The sequence below is a fragment of the Enterobacter cloacae complex sp. HYC042_NIDB genome (assembly GCF_056673315.1).
This window is the reverse complement of the sequence record NZ_CP109650.1, coordinates 1,283,650-1,305,792: the sequence shown is the minus strand read 5'-3', so window position 1 is coordinate 1,305,792 and position 22,143 is coordinate 1,283,650. Positions and strand designations below refer to the sequence as shown.

Below are 22,143 nucleotides of genomic sequence, written 5' to 3'. Positions count from 1 at the left end.
ATTATCCCTGTGCGAAGAGCCAATTGCAAGCGACCAGGAACCGGATGCTGGTTTCTTGCGCAAACAGGCGCAGCAATCAGGGCGATCTTCGTTTACCATGACGGTCCAAACATCCCCACAGGTGAAGGTATGGACGAAAACGACTCCTTTCCCCAGCGCGTATGGCAAATCGTGGCCTCGATTCCGGAAGGCTATGTCACCACCTACGGTGATGTGGCAAGGCTGGCAGGCTCTCCACGCGCGGCGCGACAGGTCGGTGGCGTCCTGAAGCGGCTGCCGGAGGGAAGTACGCTGCCCTGGCATCGGGTGGTAAACCGTCATGGCGCTATCTCGCTGACCGGGCCGGATCTCCAGCGTCAGCGTCAGGCATTGCTTTCAGAGGGTGTGCAGGTGTCGGGCGCAGGACAGATTGATTTGCAGAAATACCGCTGGGTGTACTAAACCCTCCCCCGTGTACGGTCCGGGGACATAGTGAACACTTGTTCGGGGACATGGTAGACACTTACAACTGAGGCATAAGAACCCGTTTATGGAGTCGCTTACGCCCTGGGATGCGAGAGATACCATGTCATTACGTACCGAGTTTGTGCTGTTCGCCTCGCAGGACGGGGCGAACATCCGTTTCCTCTGCCGTCAGTTCGGCATTTCTCCTGCCACCGGCTACAAGTGGCTTCAGCGCTGGGCTGAGGAAGGTGCCTCCGGTCTTCAGGACCGCTCCCGCGCACCTCATCATTCCCCGAACCGCTCATCTGACGACATCACGGCCCTGCTGCGCATGGCGCATGACCGTCATCAACGCTGGGGCGCCCGCAAGATTAAGCGCTGGCTTGAAGACCAGGGGCACCGTATGCCCGCCTTCAGCACCGTCCATAATCTGATGGCCCGTCACGGTCTGCTGCCGGGCGCATCACCGGGCGTTCCGGCTACGGGACGCTTCGAACATGACGCGCCGAACCGGCTCTGGCAGATGGATTTTAAGGGCCACTTTCCCTTTGGCGGTGGCCGCTGCCATCCGCTCACCCTGCTGGACGACCACTCCCGTTTTTCCCTGTGCCTGGCGCACTGTACCGATGAACGGCGCGAGACCGTGCAGCAGCAGCTGGTCAGCGCGTTTGAACGCTACGGCCTGCCGGACAGGATGACGATGGACAACGGCTCACCGTGGGGCGACACCACCGGCACCTGGACGGCGCTGGAGCTGTGGCTGATGCGCCACGGTATCCGGGTGGGGCACTCCCGGCCTTATCATCCGCAGACGCAGGGCAAGCTGGAGCGTTTTCACCGCAGCCTGAAGGCGGAAGTGCTGCAGGGAAAATGGTTCGCGGACAGCGGAGAGCTGCAGCGCGCTTTCGATCACTGGCGCACGGTGTACAACCTTGAACGCCCGCACGAGGCGCTGGATATGGCGGTACCGGCCTCGCGGTATCAGCCGTCAGCGCGGCAGTACAGCGGCAGCGTAACGCCACCTGAATACGATGAAGGGGTGAAGGTCAGGAAAGTGGATGTCAGCGGAAAGCTGAGCATACAGGGTGTCAGTCTGAGCGCAGGCAAGGCGTTCAGGGGAGAACGGGTCGGGCTGAGGGAGACACAGGATGACGGCTGCTATGAAGTGTGGTGGTACAGCACGAAAGTGGGGGTGATCGACCTGAAGAAAAAGTCGATCACCATGGGTAAAGGATGTTAAAAAGTGTTCACCATGTCCCCGAACACCTGTCTACCATGTCCCCGGACTGTACACCCGAAGGAGAGGGTAAGAGCAACAGTTACATCTGGGTCGGTGGGGTTGGCAGGGACGGCTGATTGGTCTGTGGAGCAACCGGGACTTCGGTTTGCTGCACCGGCACCAGATTCAGGTCGATTTTGGTTCCACCGTGGTTAATCGCTTCCTGGACCGTATCGGTGATAAAGACCAGCTTGCCGTTGATGGTTACCGCTGCGCTCAGCAGAATACGGGCATTCGGCTGCACGTCTGACGGGTTATACGGCAACACGAAGCTAAACGGAGCCTGCTTACCTTCAGTACGGACCGCGCGCTGAGCCAGCACCTTCGACGGCGCGTCCGCCAGGGAAGCATCAGACAGCGTGACCGTTAATACCGCATCCGGCGGCAGAGCGACTCTCTGTTTAATCCAGATTGTACCGGAAACGTTAGGCTGCTGAATGGATTGCTGTGAAAGGGTATTAATCCCGTTCGGATCTGCAGCTGGTACCGGCACCTGGGCGCTCTTACCGGCACAGGCGGACAACGCCACCGCAATAGCTACACCACTTAGCATGGGCACGAGTTTCATTGAAGTCTCCTTATCATCAATGCACCAGCGGGATCGATCCCATCCGATGTCGTTTCAATCACATAACGTTTTTAAGTGTGGCACAGATCACCGATTAATGCCTAAAAACGTGCCGACATTCAGATTATTCTACCCATCGGACCACTTTCATTTCTGCGTTATACTCTGCCTATCTTTCGCTACGGCGTTTATTGAGGATAATTATGAGTCAGGCACTGAACAATCTGCTGACATTACTGAATCTGGAAAAAATTGAGGAAGGACTCTATCGCGGGCAGAGCGAAGACCTCGGCTTACGTCAGGTTTTCGGCGGCCAGGTCGTTGGACAAGCGCTCTACGCTGCAAAGGAGACCGTCCCTGCAGACCGCCTGGTGCACTCATTCCACAGCTATTTCTTACGCCCTGGCGACAGCGCAAAACCGATTGTGTATGACGTTGAAGTCCTGAGAGACGGCAACAGCTTCAGCGCACGCCGCGTGGCGGCCGTTCAGAACGGTAAGCCTATCTTTTATATGACCGCCTCTTTCCAGGCGCCGGAACCGGGGTATGAACATCAGAAAGTGATGCCGCCAGCACCGTCGCCGGACGAACTCAAATCAGAGACCGATATCGCCCGCGCGCTGGCGCATCTGCTTCCCCCGCAGGTCAAAGAGAAGTTTCTCTGCGATAAACCGCTGGAGATCCGCCCGGTTGAGTTCCACAACCCCATGAAAGGCCACACCGCCGAGCCGAAACGTCAGGTCTGGATCCGCGCCAATGGCACCGTGCCGGAAGATTTCCGCGTGCATCAGTATCTGCTGGGCTACGCGTCGGACTTTAACTTTCTGCCGGTTGCGCTACAGCCGCACGGCGTTGGTTTCCTTGAAAAAGGGATGCAGGTCGCAACCATCGATCACTCCATGTGGTTCCACCGTCCGTTCAATATGAATGAGTGGCTGCTTTACAGCGTGGAGAGTACGTCAGCGTCGAGCGCTCGCGGGTTTGTGCGTGGAGAGTTTTATACCCAGGACGGCGTGCTGGTCGCTTCTACGGTGCAGGAAGGGGTAATGCGTAATCGCGGGTAATGGTGTGCGGCCTGATGCCCTCACCCTGACCCTCTCGCATGGGAGAGGGAATACACATTAAAAACGGCAACCGAAGTTGCCGTTTTGCTTTTTATTAGGCGTTATACGCATTCTCGCCGTGGCTGTTGACGTCCAGACCTTCGCGCTCCTGCTCTTCCGGTACGCGCAGCCCAACGGTCATATCCGCCAGCTTATAGCCAATGAAGGCGACAACGGCAGACCACACCACGGTGATAGCGATACTTTCCAGCTGCACCAGCACCTGATGAACCATGGTGACACCTTCTGCGTAGCCCACGCCACCCAGTGATTTCGCGGCGAAGATGCCGGTCATGATACAGCCGACGATGCCGCACACGCCGTGGACGCCGAACACATCGCAAGGGTCATCCACGCGCAGCACGCGTTTCAGTGCGGTGACGCCCCACAGACCTGCCAGGCCCGCGACCAGTCCCACCAGCAGCGCACCACCGACACCCACATAGCCACACGCCGGGGTGATACCAACCAGACCGGCAATCGCCCCCGAACAGGCACCCAGCAGAGAAGGTTTACCGCGTACCGCCCACTCGCCGAATACCCAGGAGAGAATTGCACCCGCCGTCGCCACAACGGTGTTTACGAAGGCCAGCGCGGCGATTTCGTTCGCGGCACTTGCGGAGCCGGCGTTGAAGCCGAACCAGCCAAAGTAGAGGATAGCCGTACCGGTAAACACCATCGGCAGGTTATGCGGTTTGAACGCCTCTTTACCGAAGCCCACGCGTTTGCCAATCAGGTATGCGCCCACCAGACCCGCTACCGCGGCGTTGATATGTACAACGGTACCGCCCGCAAAGTCCAGCGCGCCGTGCGTTGCCAGCAGACCACCGCCCCAGACCATGTGCGCAATCGGCACATAGGAGAGGGTCAGCCAGACCACCACGAAGATCAGAACGGCAGAGAAACGGATGCGCTCCGCCAGCGCGCCCACAATCAGCCCGACGGTAATGCAGGCGAACGAGCCCTGGAACGCGACGTGGATGTACTGGTAGAAGCTGCCCATCAGCGCGGTCAGCTCAATATTTTTCAGCATTACCCAGTCGAAGTTACCAAAGAAGGCGTTGCCGGTTCCGAAGGCCAGCGAGTAACCGTAAACCACCCACAGCACGCAGACCAGCGCGAACGTCACGGCAACCTGCGTCAGCATGGAGAGAACGTTTTTGCCGCGGATCAGGCCGCCGTAGAACAGCGCAATGCCCGGGATAGACATGAACAGCACCAGCGCGGTGCTGATCATCATAAAGGCGTTATCGGCTTTGTCTGCCACGGCAGGAGCAGCCAGCGCCAGGCCCGGCAGCAGTGCCAGCGAACCCAGACCCGTTTTAAGTGTTGCTATCTTCATTTTCTCGATCCCTATCACTGTGTGCCAGGCGTTATTTACAGTGCCGCTTCGTCAGATTCGCCGGTACGAATGCGAATGACGCGCTGCAGTTCGGCAACGAAAATTTTGCCGTCGCCAATTTTGCCGGTGTAGGCCGCTTTGCTAATCACATCAATCACTTCATCAAGCTGATCGTCAGCAATCGCGACATCAATTTTTACTTTTGGCAGAAAGTTAACGCTGTATTCCGCCCCGCGATAAAGCTCGGCATGACCCTTCTGACGACCAAAGCCTTTCACTTCGGTGACAGTCAGTCCCTGAATACCCATTGAGGACAATGCTTCACGCACGTCTTCCAGTTTGAATGGTTTGATTACCACCGTAACCAGCTTCATAGATCCCCTCCAGTCAGAATTCGGTAATGGCCGCAGCTCACGCAGAAGGTATTGCAAGGGGTGTGCCAGAAATGAAATGGAGGGAGAAAAGCGGTGCGACGAGCGTTATGCCGTCTTCCTTAATGAACCGGCGAAAAAAAACGCACCATGTCGGTGCACGGTGCGTTTCAGTATTGCACCAACAGGAATGACTGTTAGCGCGTTGCTTTGTTTTGGTGCATCAGGCGCTGAGCGACTCTTCCTCGCGCACGCTGGCCGCGAGCTCTTCGCCCGCCAGCTGAAGCTGATACATCTGCCAGTAACGCCCTTTGGCTTCCAGCAGCTCACGGTGCGTCCCGCGCTCCACGGCTTGTCCACGATGCAGCACCAGAATGGTATCGGCATCGACAATGGTGGAAAGGCGATGGGCAATCACCACCAGCGTCGTATGGTCGCGTACCGCGGCCAGCGCCTGCTGGATAGCCTGCTCGGTGCCGGAGTCAATGCTGGCCGTCGCTTCATCCAGAATCAGCACCTGCGGGGTTTCAATCAGCACCCGCGCCAGCGCGAGAAGCTGCTTTTGCCCAACGGAGAGGTTGTTTCCCTGCTCGCCCAGCCGGGTATTAATCCCGTCGCTAAACCCGCGCGCAAGGTCTGCCAACTGCACTTTTTCCAGCACCTCCCATACCTGCTCCTGAGAGTAGTCTCGCCCCAGGGTCACGTTGGCGTAGAAGGTATCGGCCAGGACGACCGGATCCTGCTGCACCATCGCGACGCCTTTACGCAACACGTTGTGGCTGAGAGACGCGAGCGGGCGTCCGTCGAGGCGGATTTCGCCTTGCGTGACCGGGTAGTAGCCCATCAACAGGCTGGCGAGCGTGCTCTTGCCGCTTCCCGTATGTCCCACCAGCGCCACGAAACCGCGCGAAGGGACATCCAGCGTAATGTCCTGCAACACCAGCCGGTCTTCGCGATAGGCAAACGAGACGTTATCAAAGGCAATGGCGCCGCTTTGCAGAGGTCGCTCGTCATGACCGTAGGCCTGGCGCGGCCTGTCCATCAGCTCAAACACGCGCTCGCCGGCGACGACCGCCTGCTGCAGCATCGATTGCTGGGTCGTGAGCTCGATCAGCGGCTCGTTAAGGCGACCCAGATAGCTAATAAAAGCGTACAGCACGCCCACTTCAATCGTACCGCTTGAGCTCAGGCCAAAGAGCATCAGTAAACCGCAAAGCACCAGCGCAGAGAAAAGGCTGAGCAGCGGACGCAGCAGGAAGCCGTCGAGGCGCAGCGTCTGCATACGCGCCATATAGTGCGATCGGCTGGCTTCGCCCATCCGCTCGCCAAAGCGCGCCTGCTGGCGGAACTGCTGGATGACGCTCATGCCGTTAATCACTTCGTTGAAGCCATCGTTAATGTCGGCCAGATAGGCGCGCACCCGACGCACGATTGGCGTGCTGTAGCGCTGGTAGATGATCATCACGATCAGCACCGCCGGGAAGATGGTAATCGCCACCAGCGCCATGCGCCAGTCGAGGCTGAACATCGCCACCAGCATCGCGCCGATCAGCGCCGCACTGCGTAACACCGTCGCGACCACGGTGACGTACAGGTCGCGGATCACTTCGGTATCGTTGGTCACGCGCGAAATCACCTGCCCGACCGGCTGGATATCAAACTCGCTGAGCGGCTGGCGAAGCGCCGCGTCCATTACATCCGTGCGCAGCTGCTGAACCACGCCCACGGCGGCACGGTTAAACAGCAGCGACTGCGCATAGTGCAGCCCTGCCGCCGCCAGCTGCAACCCAACGTAGGACACGCCTAAGCCCGCCACCAGCCCCAGCGGCAGGTAGCTTTTGGCGACCATATTGTCGATGAAGTAGCTGATGAGCAGCGGCCCGCTCACTTCAGCAATCGCCGCTATCCAGAGTAAAAGCACGGCCACGGAGAGCGGTTTGCGCCACGGCGAGCCGTAGGCCAGCAGACGTTTGAGCGTCGGCCACATCGTTCCGAGCTTACGCATTGGTGGCCTCCTGATCCTGTTCCGGCGCATCGTCCAGCGCCGCCTCAAGCTGTTGATAGCGGTACATATCGCGATACCAGCCCGGCTGCTCGGCAAGCGTTTCATGCTGCCCGCGCTGGGCAATGTGTCCGTGCTGTAAGACCAGAATTTCGCTGGCCTCGGTGAGCGCTGACAAACGGTGGGCGCTGATAATCACCGTGCGTCCGTCGCCCCACTGGCGCAGGTTATGCAGAATCTGATGCTCGGTACGACCATCCACGGCGGAGAGCGCATCATCCAGAATGAGGATTTCAGCATTCAGCAGCAGCGCGCGGGCAATCGAGATTCGCTGTTTCTGCCCGCCGGACAGCATGACGCCACGTTCCCCGACTTCCGTTTCGTAGCCCTGCGGCAGACGCAAAATATCGTCATGTACGCTGGCTAAGCGCGCCACGTGTTCGATCTCTTCCTGCGTCGCCGACGGGTGACCAAGCGCAATGTTATTCGCCACGGTGTCCGAAAATAAAAACGGCGTCTGGCTGACTACCGCCAGTCGGCCACGCCACTCGTCCAGCAGCAGGTTCGCCAGGGGGATATCATGGAAACGGATATCGCCCTCGGTGACGTCAAAGTGGCGCTGAAGCAGAGAGAGCACGGTACTTTTTCCGGACCCCGTCGGGCCGCAGATGCCCAGCATCTGGCCCGGCCGCAGCGTAAAGCTAACGTTCTCCAGCACCGGATGTTCCGTTTGCGGATAGACAAATTTGCGAACGTCGACGTTCATAACGCCGCGCCCTTCCGGCACCGCTTCGCTGCCGTCATTGACCACCGGCGCTTCGGCCAGCATGGCGCGGATGCGGCTGTAGGCGGCGCTGCCGCGCTCTACGATATTAAACATCCAGGCCAGCGCCAGCATCGGCCAGATCATCAGCCCCAGATACATCGCAAAGCTGGTCAATTGCCCCAGGGTCAATGTGCCCTGCACCACCATCCAGCTCCCGCCGCCAATCGCAAGCAGGTTTGCCATGCCGATTGCGACATAAATCGTTGGATCAAATCGCGCATCAATACGCGCGACGCGCATGTTTTTCGCCCCCGTGTCTGCCGCATCGGCCGCAAACAGCACGGACTGCCGATCTTCCAGGCCAAACGCTTTGATCATGCGGATGCTGGTCATGCTCTCCTGGGTGCGATCGTTCAAAGAAGAAAATGCCGCCTGCGCCAGCTTGAAGCGCTCGTGCAGCTGTTCGCCGTAGCGATTGATCGCCAGCGCCATGATAGGCATCGGCAGCAGGGCGAGCAGGGTCAATTGCCAGCTGATCTGCGTGGACATGACGATCAGCACCGCACAGCCCATCACCAGCGAGTCCACCAGCGTCAGCACCCCTTCCCCGGCGGCAAAGACCACGCGATCGACGTCGTTCGTCGCACGGGCAATGAGATCCCCGGTGCGATGACGCAGATAAAATTCGGGATGCTGTCGGCTCAGTTGGCGGTAAAAATCTTCACGCAGCTCAACGGCCAACTGATAGGACGCACCAAACAGCAGCACGCGCCAGACGTAGCGCAGGAGATAAACAATGACCGCCGTCAGCACCAGCGTGCCGACCCACATCAACACCCGTGCGGTGGTGTAATGCTGTTCAGTGACGCCATCCACGACGTAGCCCACCACCTTCGGCGGGATCAGCTGCAAAATGGCAATGATAATAAGCAGGGCGACTGCACCGAGGTAGCGTTGCCACTCCCGACGAAAGTACCAGCTTAATTGGGCAAATAATCGCACGCGGTTTGTTCCTGAAGGTATTTTACGAAGTTATTCAATAGGTAAGGCTGTGGTGTACTTAATCTGTTCCATGGCGAAGCTTGAGGTGACGTCCGACAAGCCCGGGACGCTGTTCACCAGCCGCTTGTAGAAATCATCATAGCGCTTCATGTCAGCCACCTGGACGCGCATCAGGTAGTCGTACTCGCCGGCCATACGCCAGAAGCCGAGCACCTCGGGCATCTCAGACACCTGAGTGACGAAGCGGCAATACCACTCGCTGCTGTGGTGTTGGGTTTTTATCAGCACAAATGCCGTCAGCCCAAGCCCCAGTTTTTCGGGATCGAGTAATGCGACGCGCCCCAGAAGAATGCCGTCATCTTCCAGCTTTTTTAGGCGCTTCCAGCACGGTGTGGTGGTCAGATTAACGGCATCTGCCAGCGCCTGCAAAGAGAGGGTACAGTCACTTTGCAGCAATGAAAGGAGCTTGCGGTCAATTTTATCTAGCATACCCACCTCATAGAGAAAATTTTTCTCCCTTCATTCTATTTTAAAGGCCAGATAGCAACAATTTTTTCTGTGCTTTTCGCTATGCTGGGCACAAAATGACAAACGGATAACTACGATGAATAGCACCTGGGTTAAACATGCCATCAGCGAAATCAATGCCGACTACCAGCGCTCGGCGGATACCCACCTGATTCGCCTCCCCCTGCCGGGATTTGACGGTATTCAGCTCTACCTGAAGGATGAAAGCACCCATCCTACCGGTAGCCTGAAGCATCGCCTGGCGCGCTCTCTGTTTTTATACGGTTTGTGCAACGGCTGGATCAAAGAAGGCACGACCATTATTGAATCCTCATCCGGTTCAACGGCGGTGTCTGAAGCCTATTTCGCTCGTCTGCTGGGCCTGCCGTTTATCGCCGTGATGCCCTCCTGCACCGCAAAACGCAAAATCGAGCAGATCGAATTTTACGGCGGACGCTGCCATTTTGTGGAAAGCGCCTGCGAGATCTACGCCGCCTCTGAAATGCTCGCCCGCGAGCTAAACGGCCACTATATGGACCAGTTCACCTTTGCCGAGCGCGCAACGGACTGGCGCGGCAATAACAACATTGCCGACAGTATTTTCCGCCAGATGACCCACGAACCGCATCCGGTTCCGTCGTACATTGTGATGAGCGCCGGTACGGGCGGCACGTCAGCTACTATCGGACGCTACATTCGCTGTCAGGGCTACGATACCCAACTGATGGTGGTTGACCCCCAGAACTCCGTGTTCCTCGACTACTGGCAAAGCCGCGATGCCGGCCTGCGCAGTCCGGTGGGCAGTAAAATTGAAGGAATTGGCCGCCCGCGCGTGGAACCGTCGTTCATTCCTGACGTTGTCGACGAAATGCTCCGCGTGCCGGACGCCGCCAGCGTCGCCACCGCGCACTGGCTGGAGACGCAGCTCGGCCGCAAGGTGGGCGCATCAACGGGCACCAACATGTGGGGCGCACTGCAGCTTGCGGCACGCATGCGCGAGGAAGGCCGTACCGGCTCTATCGTCACGCTGCTGTGCGACAGCGGCGAGCGCTACCTTGAGACCTACTACAATGCGGAGTGGGTACAGGCCAACATCGGCGACATCACTCCGTGGAAAGCGCAGATTGCGCAGCTGCTGAAATAAAAAAAAGCCAGACCGAAGTCTGGCTTGCTGGAAGGGTCTCACTATTCGGGGGAATATGGGAGGTTGTTGTTGTCCAGCCAATGCGTCAAAAAATGGGACACCGCTTCGTTGCCGCAGTGTCCGATAACCGGCAGATGAGGAAGCTCTGCGATCAGCTGCGGCATCGCATTCCCCATAATCAGGCCGCGCCCCACGCTGCCCAGCATTTCGCGGTCATTCATGGCGTCGCCAAACGCCATACACTCCTGCAGCGTTAAGCCCAGGTGGTCGCTGAGCACCGCCAGAGCTGAACCTTTGTTACAGCCCACCGGCAGGACTTCAAGACAATCCACCGCCGAGAAGGTCAGGTGCGCCCGGTCGCCCAGCGCCTCATTTAACTGAATGCGTAAGCGGCAAAGATCGTCGTGATCGCCACAGAAGCAAATCTTGGTCACCGCGTGGGCGGGGATCCTGCGCAGATCGATAAGCTGGTATTTGAAGCCGCTATAAACATGCGCGTGCAACAATTCGGGGATTTCGCTTCCGGTAAACCAGCCTTGATCGTTGAATACGTGGATACTGGCCTGCGTGTCCCACGTGCTGTGCAGAACAATATCCGCCACTGCCGGGTTGAGATCCTGGCGGTGCAGCACCTCTCCTTCAACGGTGTGAATGCGCGTTCCGTTACCCGTGATTAAAAACGCATCCAGGGAAAACGTGCCCAGCAGATGACGCATCTCCAGCACGTGGCGGCCAGTGGCAAACGTCAGGGTGACATCACGCTCGCGCAGACGCTTCAGGGTACTCAGCGTTTTCTCCCCCAGACGGTGATCCGGCATTAACAACGTACCGTCCATATCAAATGCAGCGAGGCGGGCCATGATTACTCCTGAAATGTGATGCGATTAACTTGTGCATCAGTATCGTGTGAGATATACGGAAGTAATAGTGAATAGATGAAAATTATTGTTCCGGGTTTCTTATGCGCCAGCTTAACCGTCTTAACCAGTATCAACGCCTGTGGCAACCTTCCGCTGGCGCTCCACAGCAGGTCACCATAAGTGAGCTTGCCAGCCGCTGTTTTTGTAGCGAGCGGCATGTCCGCACCCTGCTGCGTCAGGCTCAGGAAGCGGGCTGGCTCAGCTGGCACGCGCGGTCTGGTCGCGGCAAACGCGGTGAGCTGACGTTCCATGCCAGCCCGGAGTCACTGCGCAATGCGATGATGGAAGAGGCGCTGAAGAGCGGGCAGCAGCATAACGCGCTGGAGCTGGCCCAGCTTGCTCCTGAAGCGCTGAGATCGTTGCTGCATCCGTTTTTAGGCGGGCAGTGGCAAAACGACACGCCGACGCTGCGCATCCCCTACTATCGCTCGCTGGAGCCGCTTCAGCCGGGCTTTTTGCCTGGCCGGGCGGAGCAGCATCTGGCAGGACAGGTATTTTCAGGCTTGACGCGTTTTAACGGTAACAGCAGTGAACCCACGGGCGATCTCGCGCATCACTGGGAGGTCTCTGCTGACGGGCTGCGCTGGCATTTCTACATTCGCTCCACCCTGCACTGGCATAACGGCGATAAAATAGAAACGGCGCAGCTCCAGCGAAGCCTGACGGCACTGTTGACGCTTCCCGCCCTGCGCACTCTGTTCAGGAGCGTTTTACGTATCGAAACAACGCATCCACAGTGTCTGACATTTATGCTGCATCAACCGGACTATTGGCTGGCGCACAGGCTGGCAACCTACTGCAGCCGTCTGGCGCATCCCGACTATCCTGAACTTGGCTGCGGCCCCTTCCGGCTGGCCGCCTTTGAGCCCGACCTGGTTCGTCTGGAAAGCCATGAGCAATACCACCTGAGCCATCCGCTGCTCAAAGCCATCGAATACTGGATCACCCCCCAGCTGTTTGATTACAGGCTGGGCACCAGCTGTCGTCACCCGGTGCAAATCGCGATTGGCGAGGCCGATGAGCTTGAAACCCTGAGGCTGGTCAGCAGCAGCACCAGCCTGGGCTTCTGTTACCTCACGCTGAAACAGAGCGCGCGTCTGAGTGAAATCCAGGCGAAGCGGCTTATCAATATCATCCATCTCTCCAGGCTTCTGCACACGCTTCCGCTCAACGAAGGACTCATTACGCCCACCGGGGAACTGCTTCCCGGCTGGACAATCCCCGAATGGCCTGACTTAACGGAAGTTGCCCTGCCTGAGGCGCTGACGCTGGTTTACCATCTTCCCGTTGAGCTTCACACCATGGCCAGCCAGTTAAAGGCGTACCTGGCGCGACAGGGTTGTGACCTGACCGTCATCTTCCACGACGCCAAGACGTGGGACGGATGCCAACAGCTTGCCGATGCAGACATCATGATGGGGGACAGGCTGATAGGCGAAGCGCCAGCGTATACGCTTGAGCAGTGGCTGCGCTGCGATGCCCTGTGGCCGCACGTGTTAAGCGCACCGGCCTACGCCCATCTGCAAGCCACGCTGGATGCGGTGCAGTCTCAGGCCGAAGCTCGGGACCGACACGCCGGTCTGCAAGCCATTTTCAACCGCCTGATGGAGAATGCGGTGCTGACGCCGCTTTTTAACTATCAATATCAAATCAGCGCCCCGCCGGGAGTCAACGGCATACGCCTCAACACCCGCGGCTGGTTTGATTTTACCGAAGCCTGGCTTCCCGCTCCCAAATCGTGAAGAAGCTGGTCGCCGCCGTAGCCAGACGGTAACATAACGTTTTTACCGTAACAGTCGAGATGATTTATGAAACGTGCCGTCGTCGTGTTCAGCGGAGGACAAGACTCTACAACCTGCCTGGTTCAGGCCCTTCATCAGTATGATGAAGTTCACTGTGTGACTTTCGATTATGGCCAGCGTCACCGCGCTGAAATCGACGTTGCCCGTGAACTGGCCCTTAAACTGGGGGCACGCGCGCACAAGGTGCTGGACGTTACGCTGTTAAATGAACTGGCCGTCAGCAGCCTCACCCGGGACAGTATTCCTGTACCGGACTACGAACCCGATGCCAGCGGCATTCCGAACACGTTTGTGCCGGGGCGTAATATTCTGTTCCTGACCCTGACGGCGATTTATGCCTATCAGGTAAAAGCCGAAGCGGTAATTACGGGCGTATGCGAGACTGACTTCTCAGGATACCCGGACTGCCGCGATGAGTTTGTCAAAGCGCTCAACCACACCGTCAATCTGGGGATGGCGAAAGAGACGCGCTTTGAAACCCCGCTCATGTGGCTGGATAAAGCCGAAACCTGGGCGCTGGCCGACTACTGGGGCAAGCTGGATTTGGTTCGCAGCGAAACCCTCACCTGCTATAACGGTATCAAAGGCGACGGTTGCGGCCAGTGCGCCGCCTGTAATCTGCGCGCTAACGGGCTTAACCACTATCTTGCCGATAAAGCCGGCGTGATGGCCGCGATGCAGAAAAAGACCGGGCTTAAATAGGGCTACTTAACCGTGCTGTCGAACAGTTTCACACCGGCAGCACGGGTGACTTTCATCAGCGTTGTCAGCGTTGGGTTGCCGTTGTCTGATAAGGTTCGGTATAGCTGCTGACGAGAGAGGCCTGATTTAGCAGAAATTTCTCCGATGCCACCGCGTGCTTCGATAACCTGGCGGAGTGCAATGAGATAGGCAGGGATCCCCTGGTCTTCATAGATTTCTTCCAGGGCTGTTTGCAAATAACGCTGAGCGTAGGAAGGATTCTCTCGTAGCATTTTCACAACAGCATCATGATGGCTAACAGAACTCGAATATTTTCGTTCAGTGGCGCTCATTCGATTGTCCTTTAATTTGATGATCTTTCCAGTAATCTATTGCCAGTTTGATATCCGCTTTTTGGCTCTTTTTGTCACCACCGATAAGTAACAATAAAACCTGCCGATTCTTTACTGCAAAATAGATTCTGTAGCCGGGGCCACTGTCGACTCGCATCTCCCAAACACCTTCCCTGAGGTATCTGTAATCGCCAAAATTACGTTTTATTGCGCGGTTGATCCGCATAAGGATCCGGAAAACCGTATCCGGATCCCTTCGATTAATTCTGGCTACCCACTCCTCAAACGGCACTTTCCCGTCACGGGTCCGGTAACGTTCAACAACGTAGTCCCTGTCCATTATTCTATCCCTGAAAAATCCTTTTGTCTTTTATAAAAGACAAAATCCTACGCGATCATCAACTCCAGCTTTTCCCGCAATTCCCCTTCCAGCGGCAGCGCTTTCTGAGTTTTCAGATCGATACAGACAAAGGTGATCAGTGCATCAGCCACCACCTGCCCTTCTGGATCGAGCGTCACCACCTGGCTTAACACGCCGCTCTTGCCGTTTAGCTGTTGTACCTGGCTGGTCACGGTGAGCACATCGCCCAGCACGGCCGGACGGCGATAGTTGATGTTGATATTGACGACCACGAACGCGATGTTGTGCGCGGTCAGCCACTGAAAGCTTTCGCTGTTTTCCAGCCCGTCCCAGCGCGCTTCTTCAAGAAACTCGAGATAGCGAGCGTTATTGACGTGCTGATAAACATCAAGATGGAAACCGCGAACTTTGATTTTTGTCTGCATAGCGCAATAGCCTTTCATTGTTATAGGATCAGAGGTCATAACTGGTATGACCTCTTTATCCTGGCAAACTTTTGCCGCAGTGCAAGAAATTGCTTTATTACAGTGTCAGGTGTGAGAGGTTGCGCTCAACCAGCGCGCTGCCCATGCCCGGAACCTGTTTGAGATCGTCGACCGTTTTGAATGGGCCGTACTCTTCACGATAGCTGACGATAGCCTGCGCTTTTTTCAGGCCCACGCCATTCATTGCGCGGGCGAGATCCTCTGCCGAGGCCGAGTTAATGCTGACCCGCGTACCGTCATCATCCGCATTTTTACCGGCGTCAGCCGCTTTGGTCTGCCCTTGTACCGGCGCGGCCGCGTCAGACTTGCTCTGCGTAGCCTGTGGTTTGGCGGCGGGCGTCGCCGCCTGCGCGCCCGCGCTCATCCCGGTGGTGGCAATAGCCAGCGTAATTAACAGTGCTTTGATTCCACATTTCATGCTGTTATCTCCTTGTTTGTTGACAGCCACGCAACGATAGCCGCCTGTGAAAACAGGCACAAACAGCAGATTGCAGAAATGGAAAAGGCCGCGAAAGCGGCCTTTAGTTTTTGCACAGCGTTACGAAAATCTGCGAGCAGACACGTAATTACTGCTGCTGAGTCATGACATCGCCCAGCTTGATTTTGGCGTCTTTACGCAGGTTGCTCATCATGGCTTCGAAAGCAATCTGAGCATTGTTCTGAGTAATGCCCTGAACCATCGCCTTCTTCTGCGCTTCTGGCAGAGTGCCGGCTTTCACGTCGTCCAGCGCCAGCAGAACAACGTTACCCTGCATATCGGTGGTGGTACCGAAGCTTGGCTTGTCTTTTGCCGGCAGCGTCAGGCTAAACGCGGCCTGACTGATTGGGTCCTGACCGGTACGGCTCAGCGTTTTCGCCTCACCGAAGCTCAGACCTGCCGCTTTAAGCGCGTCCTGTTTACCCGCTTTCAGATCGGCCAGAATCTTCTCAGCGTCCAGTTTAGCCTGCTGTTCTGCTTTGTTGTGCTTAACCTGAGCGACGACCTGATCCTTCACTTCCGCCAGCGGTTTGACCGCTTCTGGCTTGTGCTCGCTGACGCGCAGAACAAAGGCGCGATCGCCGTCAACGGTAATGATGTCAGAGTTGCTGCCCGGCGTGCCGTTCTCGCCCACCAGACCACCGTTAAAGATGGCATCAGAAACCGGTTTGAAGTTCAGCTCTTCCGGCAGGTTGTCGCGACCAAACCAGCCGGTCTCAACCGCTTTCACACCCGCCGCCTGCTCTGCACCTGCCAGAGATTCGTTGTCGTTGCTGGCAGCATCGCTCACCTTCTGCTGCAGCGCGTAGTAGGCATCCAGGGCTTTTTCCTGTTTCACTTTCGCGGCAATATCATCACGAACCTCAGCCAGCGGCTTGGTTTTCGCCGGGGTGATGTCGTCCAGACGCACGACCAGGAAACCAACGGATGATTTAATCACACCAGACAGCTGGCCTTTCTCTTTCAGGCCGGCATTTTTCAGCTCATCGGGCGTGGTTGCATCTTCCAGCCAGCCCATATCACCGCCGTTTTTCGCAGAGATAATGTCGGTGGATTTCGCTTTCGCAAGGGTGGCGAAATCAGCGCCTTTGTTCAGCTCATCCAGTACCGCCTTAGCATCTGCTTCAGTTTTGGTCTGAATCACGCTGTAGCGGTTACGCTGCGGCTGAGTGAATTGATCCTGATGCTGGTCGTAGTAAGACTGGATCTCGGCATCAGACGCGCTTTCCTGCAGCGCAGCTGCATCCAGCTTGATGTAGCTGACGCGGAACTGCTCCGGAGAAACAAAGGCGTTTTTATTCTGCTCGTAGTAAGCATTAACGTCTGCGTCGCTCACCTGCTGTTTCGCCGCCAGGGCGTTCACATCAATGGTCGCTTCACGGACCACGCGCTGCTGTGCCACCAGCGCGGCCAGTTCGTCGGTTTCACCTTTAAGCATGAAATCGGTACCCACGACAGCGTTAATGAGCTGCTGGGTTGTCAGCTGGTTACGCAGCGCCTGCGCGTACTGATCCGCCGTCATGCCCATCTGGTTAACGATACTGTTGTAACGCGCGTTGTCGAATTTACCGTTAGACTGGAATGCCTGAGTGGCGAAGATCGCTTTTTTGACCTGCTCGTCGCTGATGCCAAGGCCCAGCTTTTTGGCATACTGATCCAGCAGCGCTTCGTCGATAAGACGGTTCAGTGTCTGTTGGCGCAGGGTTTTCATGTACCCTTCATTCGCCGCCAGTTCAGAGAATTGGTCGCCCAGCTGTTGCTGCATACGGTTACGCTCACCGGCAAAAGCATTCTCGAACTGACCACGGCTGATTTCCTGGCCATTCACTTTTGCGGCATAGTTCGCGCCACCGCCAATAAGGTAACTGCTCACGCCGGTCAATATGAACGACACGATAATGATACCGAAAATAATCTTGAGCACGAGACTGTTAGCAGCCGTGCGTAAGCTGTCCATCATGGTGTAACAACACTCCGCTGTAGGTGACTGGTTACCTGACGCTGACGGAAAATCCTGCCCGTCGCGCGTGAAGGCGTATTGTGACAAGAAAACGGGGCGATTGTCAGCCCACAACTCGCATAAACTCGCACAAATCAGGTCTGGACAAACAAAAAAGGCACATCAAACGATGCGCCCTTGTACTATCCGGCTTCCCTGAAACGGGAAAGCAATCAGTTTACTGCGTCTTTCAGCGCTTTACCTGCACGGAAACCCGGCACTTTAGCAGCAGCAATGGTGATCTCTTTACCGGTCTGAGGGTTGCGGCCAGTACGGGCAGCACGCTCTTTAACAGCAAAAGTACCGAAGCCTACCAGTGCAACGTCGTCCCCAGCCTGCAGAGATTCAGTAACAGAAGCAATTAATGCATCTAACGCACGTCCAGCTGCAGCTTTAGAAATATCAGCACCAGCAGCAATTTTGTCAATCAGTTGAGATTTATTCACTGTTCTCTTCCTCTCTTTATAATTTATATCGCGCCTGAGTCCTTCACAACGCGACCGCGCAGCAGTTATATCAGGCCTGCCATGACCTTACAACACCCGTTGTTGATGGCTGACCTAATCAGCAATCTAAATTAGCTATACAAAAAAAGGCTGGCAAGTGCGAAATGACTTACCAGCCTTGTTTTTATTGACGCTCTTTGCGCGAGGTCACTATTTTGCGGTTACAACCTGCATTCCGGAGGGTTCATTCTGCAGTGCGAGACTGAGAACTTCCTCAATTCGCTTAACAGGATGGATCTGCAGATCGGCAATCACGTTGTCCGGAATCTCTTCCAGATCGCGTTTATTTTCGTAAGGGATCAATACGGTTTTGATCCCACCGCGGTGTGCCGCCAGCAGTTTTTCTTTTAATCCGCCGATTGGCAGGACCTGACCGCGCAGCGTAATTTCACCAGTCATTGCCACATCGGCACGTACCGGGTTGCCCGTCAGACAGGAAACCAGAGCGGTACACATGGCAATACCCGCGCTTGGGCCATCTTTCGGCGTCGCCCCTTCAGGAACGTGAACGTGAATGTCGCGTTTTTCGTAGAAATCAGGGTTGATACCCAGTTTTTCCGCGCGCGCGCGCACCACGGTCAGCGCAGCCTGGATGGACTCCTGCATCACTTCACCCAGCGAGCCGGTGTAGGTCAGCTTGCCTTTGCCCGGCACACAGGCGGTTTCGATGGTCAGCAGATCGCCGCCCACTTCCGTCCATGCCAGACCGGTCACCTGACCCACGCGGTTTTCGTTATCCGCGCGGCCGTAGTCGAAGCGCTGAACGCCCAGGTAGGCATGCAGATTGTCACCGTTAATCACGATGTGCTTCAGACTCTTATCCAGCAGCAGCTGTTTTACCGCCTTACGGCACAGCTTAGATATTTCGCGCTCAAGGCTACGCACGCCCGCTTCACGGGTGTAGTAGCGAATGATGCCGATAATCGCGCTGTCCTCGACGGTCAGCTCGTTGGCTTTCAGCGCGTTACGCTCAATCTGCTTCGGCAGCAGGTGCTGTTTAGCAATGTTCAGCTTTTCGTCTTCGGTATAACCGGAGAGGCGGATCACTTCCATACGGTCCAGCAGCGGTGCCGGTATGTTCATGGAGTTGGACGTTGCCACGAACATTACATCGCTGAGGTCGTAGTCCACTTCCAGGTAGTGATCGCTGAACGCCACGTTCTGTTCTGGATCAAGCACTTCCAGCAGAGCAGACGCCGGGTCGCCGCGCATGTCCGACGACATTTTGTCGATCTCATCAAGCAGGAACAGCGGGTTTTTAACGCCCACTTTCGCCATTTTCTGGATCAGTTTACCCGGCATAGAACCGATGTAGGTACGGCGGTGACCGCGGATTTCTGCTTCATCACGCACGCCGCCCAGCGCCATACGGATGTACTTACGTCCGGTCGCTTTGGCGATGGACTGACCCAGAGAGGTTTTACCCACCCCTGGCGGTCCTACCAGGCACAGAATTGGGCCTTTAATTTTGTTTACTCGGCTTTGTACCGCGAGGTACTCAAGGATGCGGTCTTTCACGCGTTCCAGGCCGTAGTGGTCAGTATCGAGGATCTCCTGGGCCTGACGCAGGTCTTTCTTGACCTTGCTGCGGGCGTTCCACGGAACCTGCACCATCCACTCAATGTAGCCGCGCACGACGGTTGCTTCAGCCGACATCGGAGACATCATTTTCAGCTTCTGCAGTTCTGCTTCGGCTTTCTCTTTCGCCTCTTTCGGCATCTTCGCCGCGTCGATTTTACGCTTCAGCGCTTCGTTTTCGTCCGGTGCGTCGTCCATCTCGCCCAGCTCTTTCTGAATGGCCTTCATTTGCTCATTCAGATAGTACTCACGCTGAGATTTTTCCATCTGCTTTTTCACGCGGTTACGAATGCGCTTCTCAACCTGCAGCAGATCGATTTCAGACTCCATCATCGCCATCAGATATTCCAGACGTTCGTTAACGTCGGACATCTCCAGCACGGACTGTTTGTCAGCCAGCTTCAGCGGCATGTGTGCAGCGATGGTGTCCGCCAGACGCGCAGGATCGTCGATGCTGTTCAGCGACGTCAGCACTTCTGGTGGGATTTTCTTGTTCAGCTTGATATAGCCTTCGAACTGGCTAATCGCGGTACGTACCAGCACTTCCTGCTCGCGCTCATCAAGTTCAGGCGAATCAAGGTACTCTGCCTTGGCAGAGAAGTGTTCGCCATCGTCTGACAGCGTGGTAATACGCGCACGCTGCAGGCCTTCGACCAACACCTTCACGGTGCCGTCCGGCAGCTTCAGCATTTGTAAAATAGAGGCCACGGTCCCGACGGTGAAAAGATCGTTTACACCCGGCTCATCCGTTGATGCTTCTTTCTGGGCCACCAGCATGATTTTTTTATCATGATCCATGGCGGCTTCGAGGCAACGGATAGATTTTTCCCGCCCTACAAATAAGGGTATGACCATGTGCGGATAAACCACCACATCGCGCAACGGCAATACGGGGATTTCAATGCGTTCAGAACGCTCAGGATTCATAGAGCTCTCTCTTAGTTTAGTGTCCGCCAGGTAAGCTGGTCATGTCACAGTGCTTCACATAACCATTAACATGTATCCAGTATATGGGGATGTTTCCCACACATTCAACGCTATGAATACGGAAAAAGTAAAGGGGAGATAAAATCCCCCCTTTTTGATTAACTGCTTGTATGATTTGGTGAATTATTCGCCAGATGCCTGCTGGGCTTCCGGTTTACCGTAAATCAGCAGCGGCTTGGATTGGCCGCCGATCACGGACTCGTCGATAACCACTTTTTCGACGTCTTCCATCGATGGCAGATCGTACATGGTGTCGAGCAATGCCGCTTCAACGATAGAGCGCAAACCACGCGCACCGGTTTTACGGGCCATCGCTTTCTTGGCAATCGCATCCAGCGCTTCGTCACGGAATTCCAGCTCAACGCCTTCCAGATTGAACAGCGCCTGATACTGCTTGGTCAGCGCATTTTTCGGCTCTTTCAGGATCTGAATCAGCGCGTCTTCGCTCAGCTCATTCAGCGTTGCCACAACCGGCAGACGGCCAATGAATTCAGGGATCAGACCAAATTTGATCAGATCTTCGGGCTCAACCTGCGAAAGCAGTTCACCTTCGTTGGCTTTCTCGGACTTCGCCTTCACCGTTGCGCCAAAACCGATGCCGGAGCCGGTTTCAACACGGTGGGAAATGACTTTATCCAGACCAGCAAACGCGCCGCCGCAAATGAACAGGATCTTGGAGGTATCGACCTGCAGGAACTCCTGCTGCGGATGTTTGCGTCCACCCTGCGGCGGAACGGCCGCAACCGTACCTTCGATCAGCTTCAGCAGGGCCTGCTGCACGCCTTCACCCGACACGTCACGGGTGATGGACGGGTTGTCTGATTTACGGGAGATCTTGTCGATCTCATCAATATAAACAATCCCGCGCTGTGCTTTCTGAACGTCGTAATCGCACTTCTGCAGCAGCTTCTGAATGATGTTCTCAACGTCTTCACCCACATAACCGGCTTCGGTCAGGGTGGTGGCATCCGCCATGGTAAACGGAACATCCAGCAGGCGCGCCAGGGTTTCCGCCAGCAGCGTTTTACCGGAGCCGGTTGGCCCGATCAGCAGAATGTTACTTTTGCCCAGTTCTACGCCATTGCTGGTGTCGCCGTTACGCAGACGTTTGTAGTGGTTATATACCGCCACCGCCAGCACTTTCTTGGCCTGCTCCTGACCGATGACATAGTCGTCAAGGTGATGACGAATCTCATGCGGCGTTGGCAATGCGCTACGCTCACGGTGCGGCGCAACTTCTTTAATCTCTTCGCGAATGATGTCGTTACATAAATCGACGCATTCGTCGCAGATATACACGGACGGCCCGGCAATCAGTTTACGCACTTCATGCTGGCTTTTGCCGCAAAAAGAGCAGTACAGCAGTTTGCCCGAACCATCTTTGCGTTTATCTGTCATGAGTCCAAACCTCTTTTTAAGTTCTTTGTGCCGCACATGACGACGCAAATGCCATTCTAAGACGCGT

Annotated in this window: 20 protein-coding genes and 1 pseudogene; 6 read left to right on the top strand and 15 right to left on the bottom strand. The window is 56.1% G+C overall.

Going from position 1 to position 22,143, the window contains the following annotated elements; translation table 11 throughout:
* Positions 1-44: 44 nt before the first annotated feature.
* Together OKF39_RS06165 and OKF39_RS06160 are read left to right on the top strand one after the other, a co-directional pair.
* A pseudogene (locus tag OKF39_RS06165) lies at positions 45-441 on the top strand (MGMT family protein).
* Positions 442-529: 88 nt separating this feature from the next.
* Positions 530-1,684, top strand: a complete 1,155-nt coding sequence (locus OKF39_RS06160) for an IS481 family transposase (protein WP_479983582.1) — start codon at positions 530-532, stop codon at positions 1,682-1,684.
* A gap of 79 nt (positions 1,685-1,763) precedes the next feature.
* Here the strand turns inward: OKF39_RS06160 and OKF39_RS06155 are convergent, their stop codons facing one another.
* Positions 1,764-2,291 (bottom strand): YbaY family lipoprotein, encoded by a 528-nt coding sequence (locus OKF39_RS06155; protein WP_028012173.1) that lies wholly within the window; start codon positions 2,289-2,291, stop codon positions 1,764-1,766.
* Positions 2,292-2,494: 203 nt separating this feature from the next.
* Between OKF39_RS06155 and tesB the strand changes: the two genes are divergently transcribed.
* Positions 2,495-3,355, top strand: coding sequence for an acyl-CoA thioesterase II (gene tesB / locus OKF39_RS06150; protein WP_028012172.1), 861 nt, complete (start codon positions 2,495-2,497; stop codon positions 3,353-3,355).
* Positions 3,356-3,449: 94 nt separating this feature from the next.
* Here tesB and amtB read toward each other — a convergent pair whose 3' ends face one another.
* The 5 genes from amtB to OKF39_RS06125 all read right to left on the bottom strand — a co-directional run bounded on the left by amtB (position 3,450) and on the right by OKF39_RS06125 (position 9,366).
* Positions 3,450-4,736 carry an ammonium transporter AmtB gene (amtB, locus tag OKF39_RS06145; protein WP_014882787.1) on the bottom strand — a complete coding sequence of 429 codons (1,287 nt, stop codon included), beginning with the start codon at positions 4,734-4,736 and terminating at the stop codon, positions 3,450-3,452.
* Positions 4,737-4,771: 35 nt separating this feature from the next.
* A complete protein-coding gene (gene glnK / locus OKF39_RS06140; RefSeq protein ID WP_008503304.1) occupies positions 4,772-5,110 on the bottom strand; it encodes a P-II family nitrogen regulator in 339 nt (112 codons plus the stop codon).
* Positions 5,111-5,330: 220 nt separating this feature from the next.
* Positions 5,331-7,112 (bottom strand): SmdB family multidrug efflux ABC transporter permease/ATP-binding protein, encoded by a 1,782-nt coding sequence (locus tag OKF39_RS06135; RefSeq protein WP_062936107.1) that lies wholly within the window; start codon positions 7,110-7,112, stop codon positions 5,331-5,333.
* Positions 7,105-8,877 (bottom strand): SmdA family multidrug ABC transporter permease/ATP-binding protein, encoded by a 1,773-nt coding sequence (locus OKF39_RS06130; RefSeq protein WP_479983581.1) that lies wholly within the window; start codon positions 8,875-8,877, stop codon positions 7,105-7,107. Before OKF39_RS06130 ends, OKF39_RS06135 begins: the two co-directional genes overlap by 8 nt.
* Before the next feature lie 30 nt (positions 8,878-8,907).
* Positions 8,908-9,366, bottom strand: a complete 459-nt coding sequence (locus OKF39_RS06125; RefSeq protein ID WP_008503307.1) for an Lrp/AsnC family transcriptional regulator — start codon at positions 9,364-9,366, stop codon at positions 8,908-8,910.
* Positions 9,367-9,481: 115 nt separating this feature from the next.
* Here OKF39_RS06125 and OKF39_RS06120 point away from each other — a divergent pair, with 115 nt between their 5' ends.
* Positions 9,482-10,528 carry a PLP-dependent cysteine synthase family protein gene (locus tag OKF39_RS06120; RefSeq protein ID WP_049137517.1) on the top strand — a complete coding sequence of 349 codons (1,047 nt, stop codon included), beginning with the start codon at positions 9,482-9,484 and terminating at the stop codon, positions 10,526-10,528.
* Positions 10,529-10,569: 41 nt separating this feature from the next.
* Here OKF39_RS06120 and cof read toward each other — a convergent pair whose 3' ends face one another.
* Positions 10,570-11,388 (bottom strand): HMP-PP phosphatase, encoded by an 819-nt coding sequence (gene cof / locus OKF39_RS06115; protein WP_479983580.1) that lies wholly within the window; start codon positions 11,386-11,388, stop codon positions 10,570-10,572.
* Positions 11,389-11,489: 101 nt separating this feature from the next.
* Here cof and OKF39_RS06110 point away from each other — a divergent pair, with 101 nt between their 5' ends.
* Positions 11,490-13,190 carry an SgrR family transcriptional regulator gene (locus OKF39_RS06110; protein WP_193050704.1) on the top strand — a complete coding sequence of 567 codons (1,701 nt, stop codon included), beginning with the start codon at positions 11,490-11,492 and terminating at the stop codon, positions 13,188-13,190.
* A gap of 66 nt (positions 13,191-13,256) precedes the next feature.
* Entirely contained in the window at positions 13,257-13,952 is a 696-nt protein-coding gene (gene queC / locus OKF39_RS06105; protein ID WP_479983579.1) for a 7-cyano-7-deazaguanine synthase QueC, read from the top strand.
* Positions 13,953-13,954: 2 nt separating this feature from the next.
* Here the strand turns inward: queC and OKF39_RS06100 are convergent, their stop codons facing one another.
* From OKF39_RS06100 to clpX, 8 genes are all read right to left on the bottom strand, one after another.
* Complete coding sequence (locus OKF39_RS06100) at positions 13,955-14,284, bottom strand: addiction module antidote protein (RefSeq protein ID WP_028012165.1); 330 nt, start codon at positions 14,282-14,284, stop codon at positions 13,955-13,957.
* Positions 14,271-14,624, bottom strand: coding sequence for a type II toxin-antitoxin system RelE/ParE family toxin (locus tag OKF39_RS06095; protein ID WP_309264747.1), 354 nt, complete (start codon positions 14,622-14,624; stop codon positions 14,271-14,273). Before OKF39_RS06095 ends, OKF39_RS06100 begins: the two co-directional genes overlap by 14 nt.
* Positions 14,625-14,671: 47 nt before the next feature.
* On the bottom strand, positions 14,672-15,070 hold the full coding sequence (locus OKF39_RS06090; protein ID WP_025756175.1) for a YbgC/FadM family acyl-CoA thioesterase: 399 nt from the start codon (positions 15,068-15,070) through the stop codon (positions 14,672-14,674).
* Between the two features lie 97 nt (positions 15,071-15,167).
* Positions 15,168-15,548: a helix-hairpin-helix domain-containing protein gene (locus OKF39_RS06085; RefSeq protein ID WP_028012163.1), complete on the bottom strand. Its 381-nt coding sequence runs from the start codon at positions 15,546-15,548 to the stop codon at positions 15,168-15,170.
* A 148-nt stretch (positions 15,549-15,696) separates the two neighbouring features.
* A complete protein-coding gene (ppiD, locus tag OKF39_RS06080; protein ID WP_028012162.1) occupies positions 15,697-17,568 on the bottom strand; it encodes a peptidylprolyl isomerase in 1,872 nt (623 codons plus the stop codon).
* Between the two features lie 212 nt (positions 17,569-17,780).
* The gene (gene hupB, locus OKF39_RS06075; protein WP_002444653.1) at positions 17,781-18,053 is read right to left on the bottom strand and encodes a nucleoid-associated protein HU-beta; all 273 of its coding nucleotides are present in this window, start codon (positions 18,051-18,053) and stop codon (positions 17,781-17,783) included.
* A 210-nt stretch (positions 18,054-18,263) separates the two neighbouring features.
* Positions 18,264-20,618, bottom strand: coding sequence for an endopeptidase La (gene lon / locus OKF39_RS06070; RefSeq protein WP_023334706.1), 2,355 nt, complete (start codon positions 20,616-20,618; stop codon positions 18,264-18,266).
* Between the two features lie 183 nt (positions 20,619-20,801).
* Positions 20,802-22,076, bottom strand: coding sequence for an ATP-dependent protease ATP-binding subunit ClpX (gene clpX, locus OKF39_RS06065; protein ID WP_028012161.1), 1,275 nt, complete (start codon positions 22,074-22,076; stop codon positions 20,802-20,804).
* Positions 22,077-22,143: the final 67 nt, after the last annotated feature.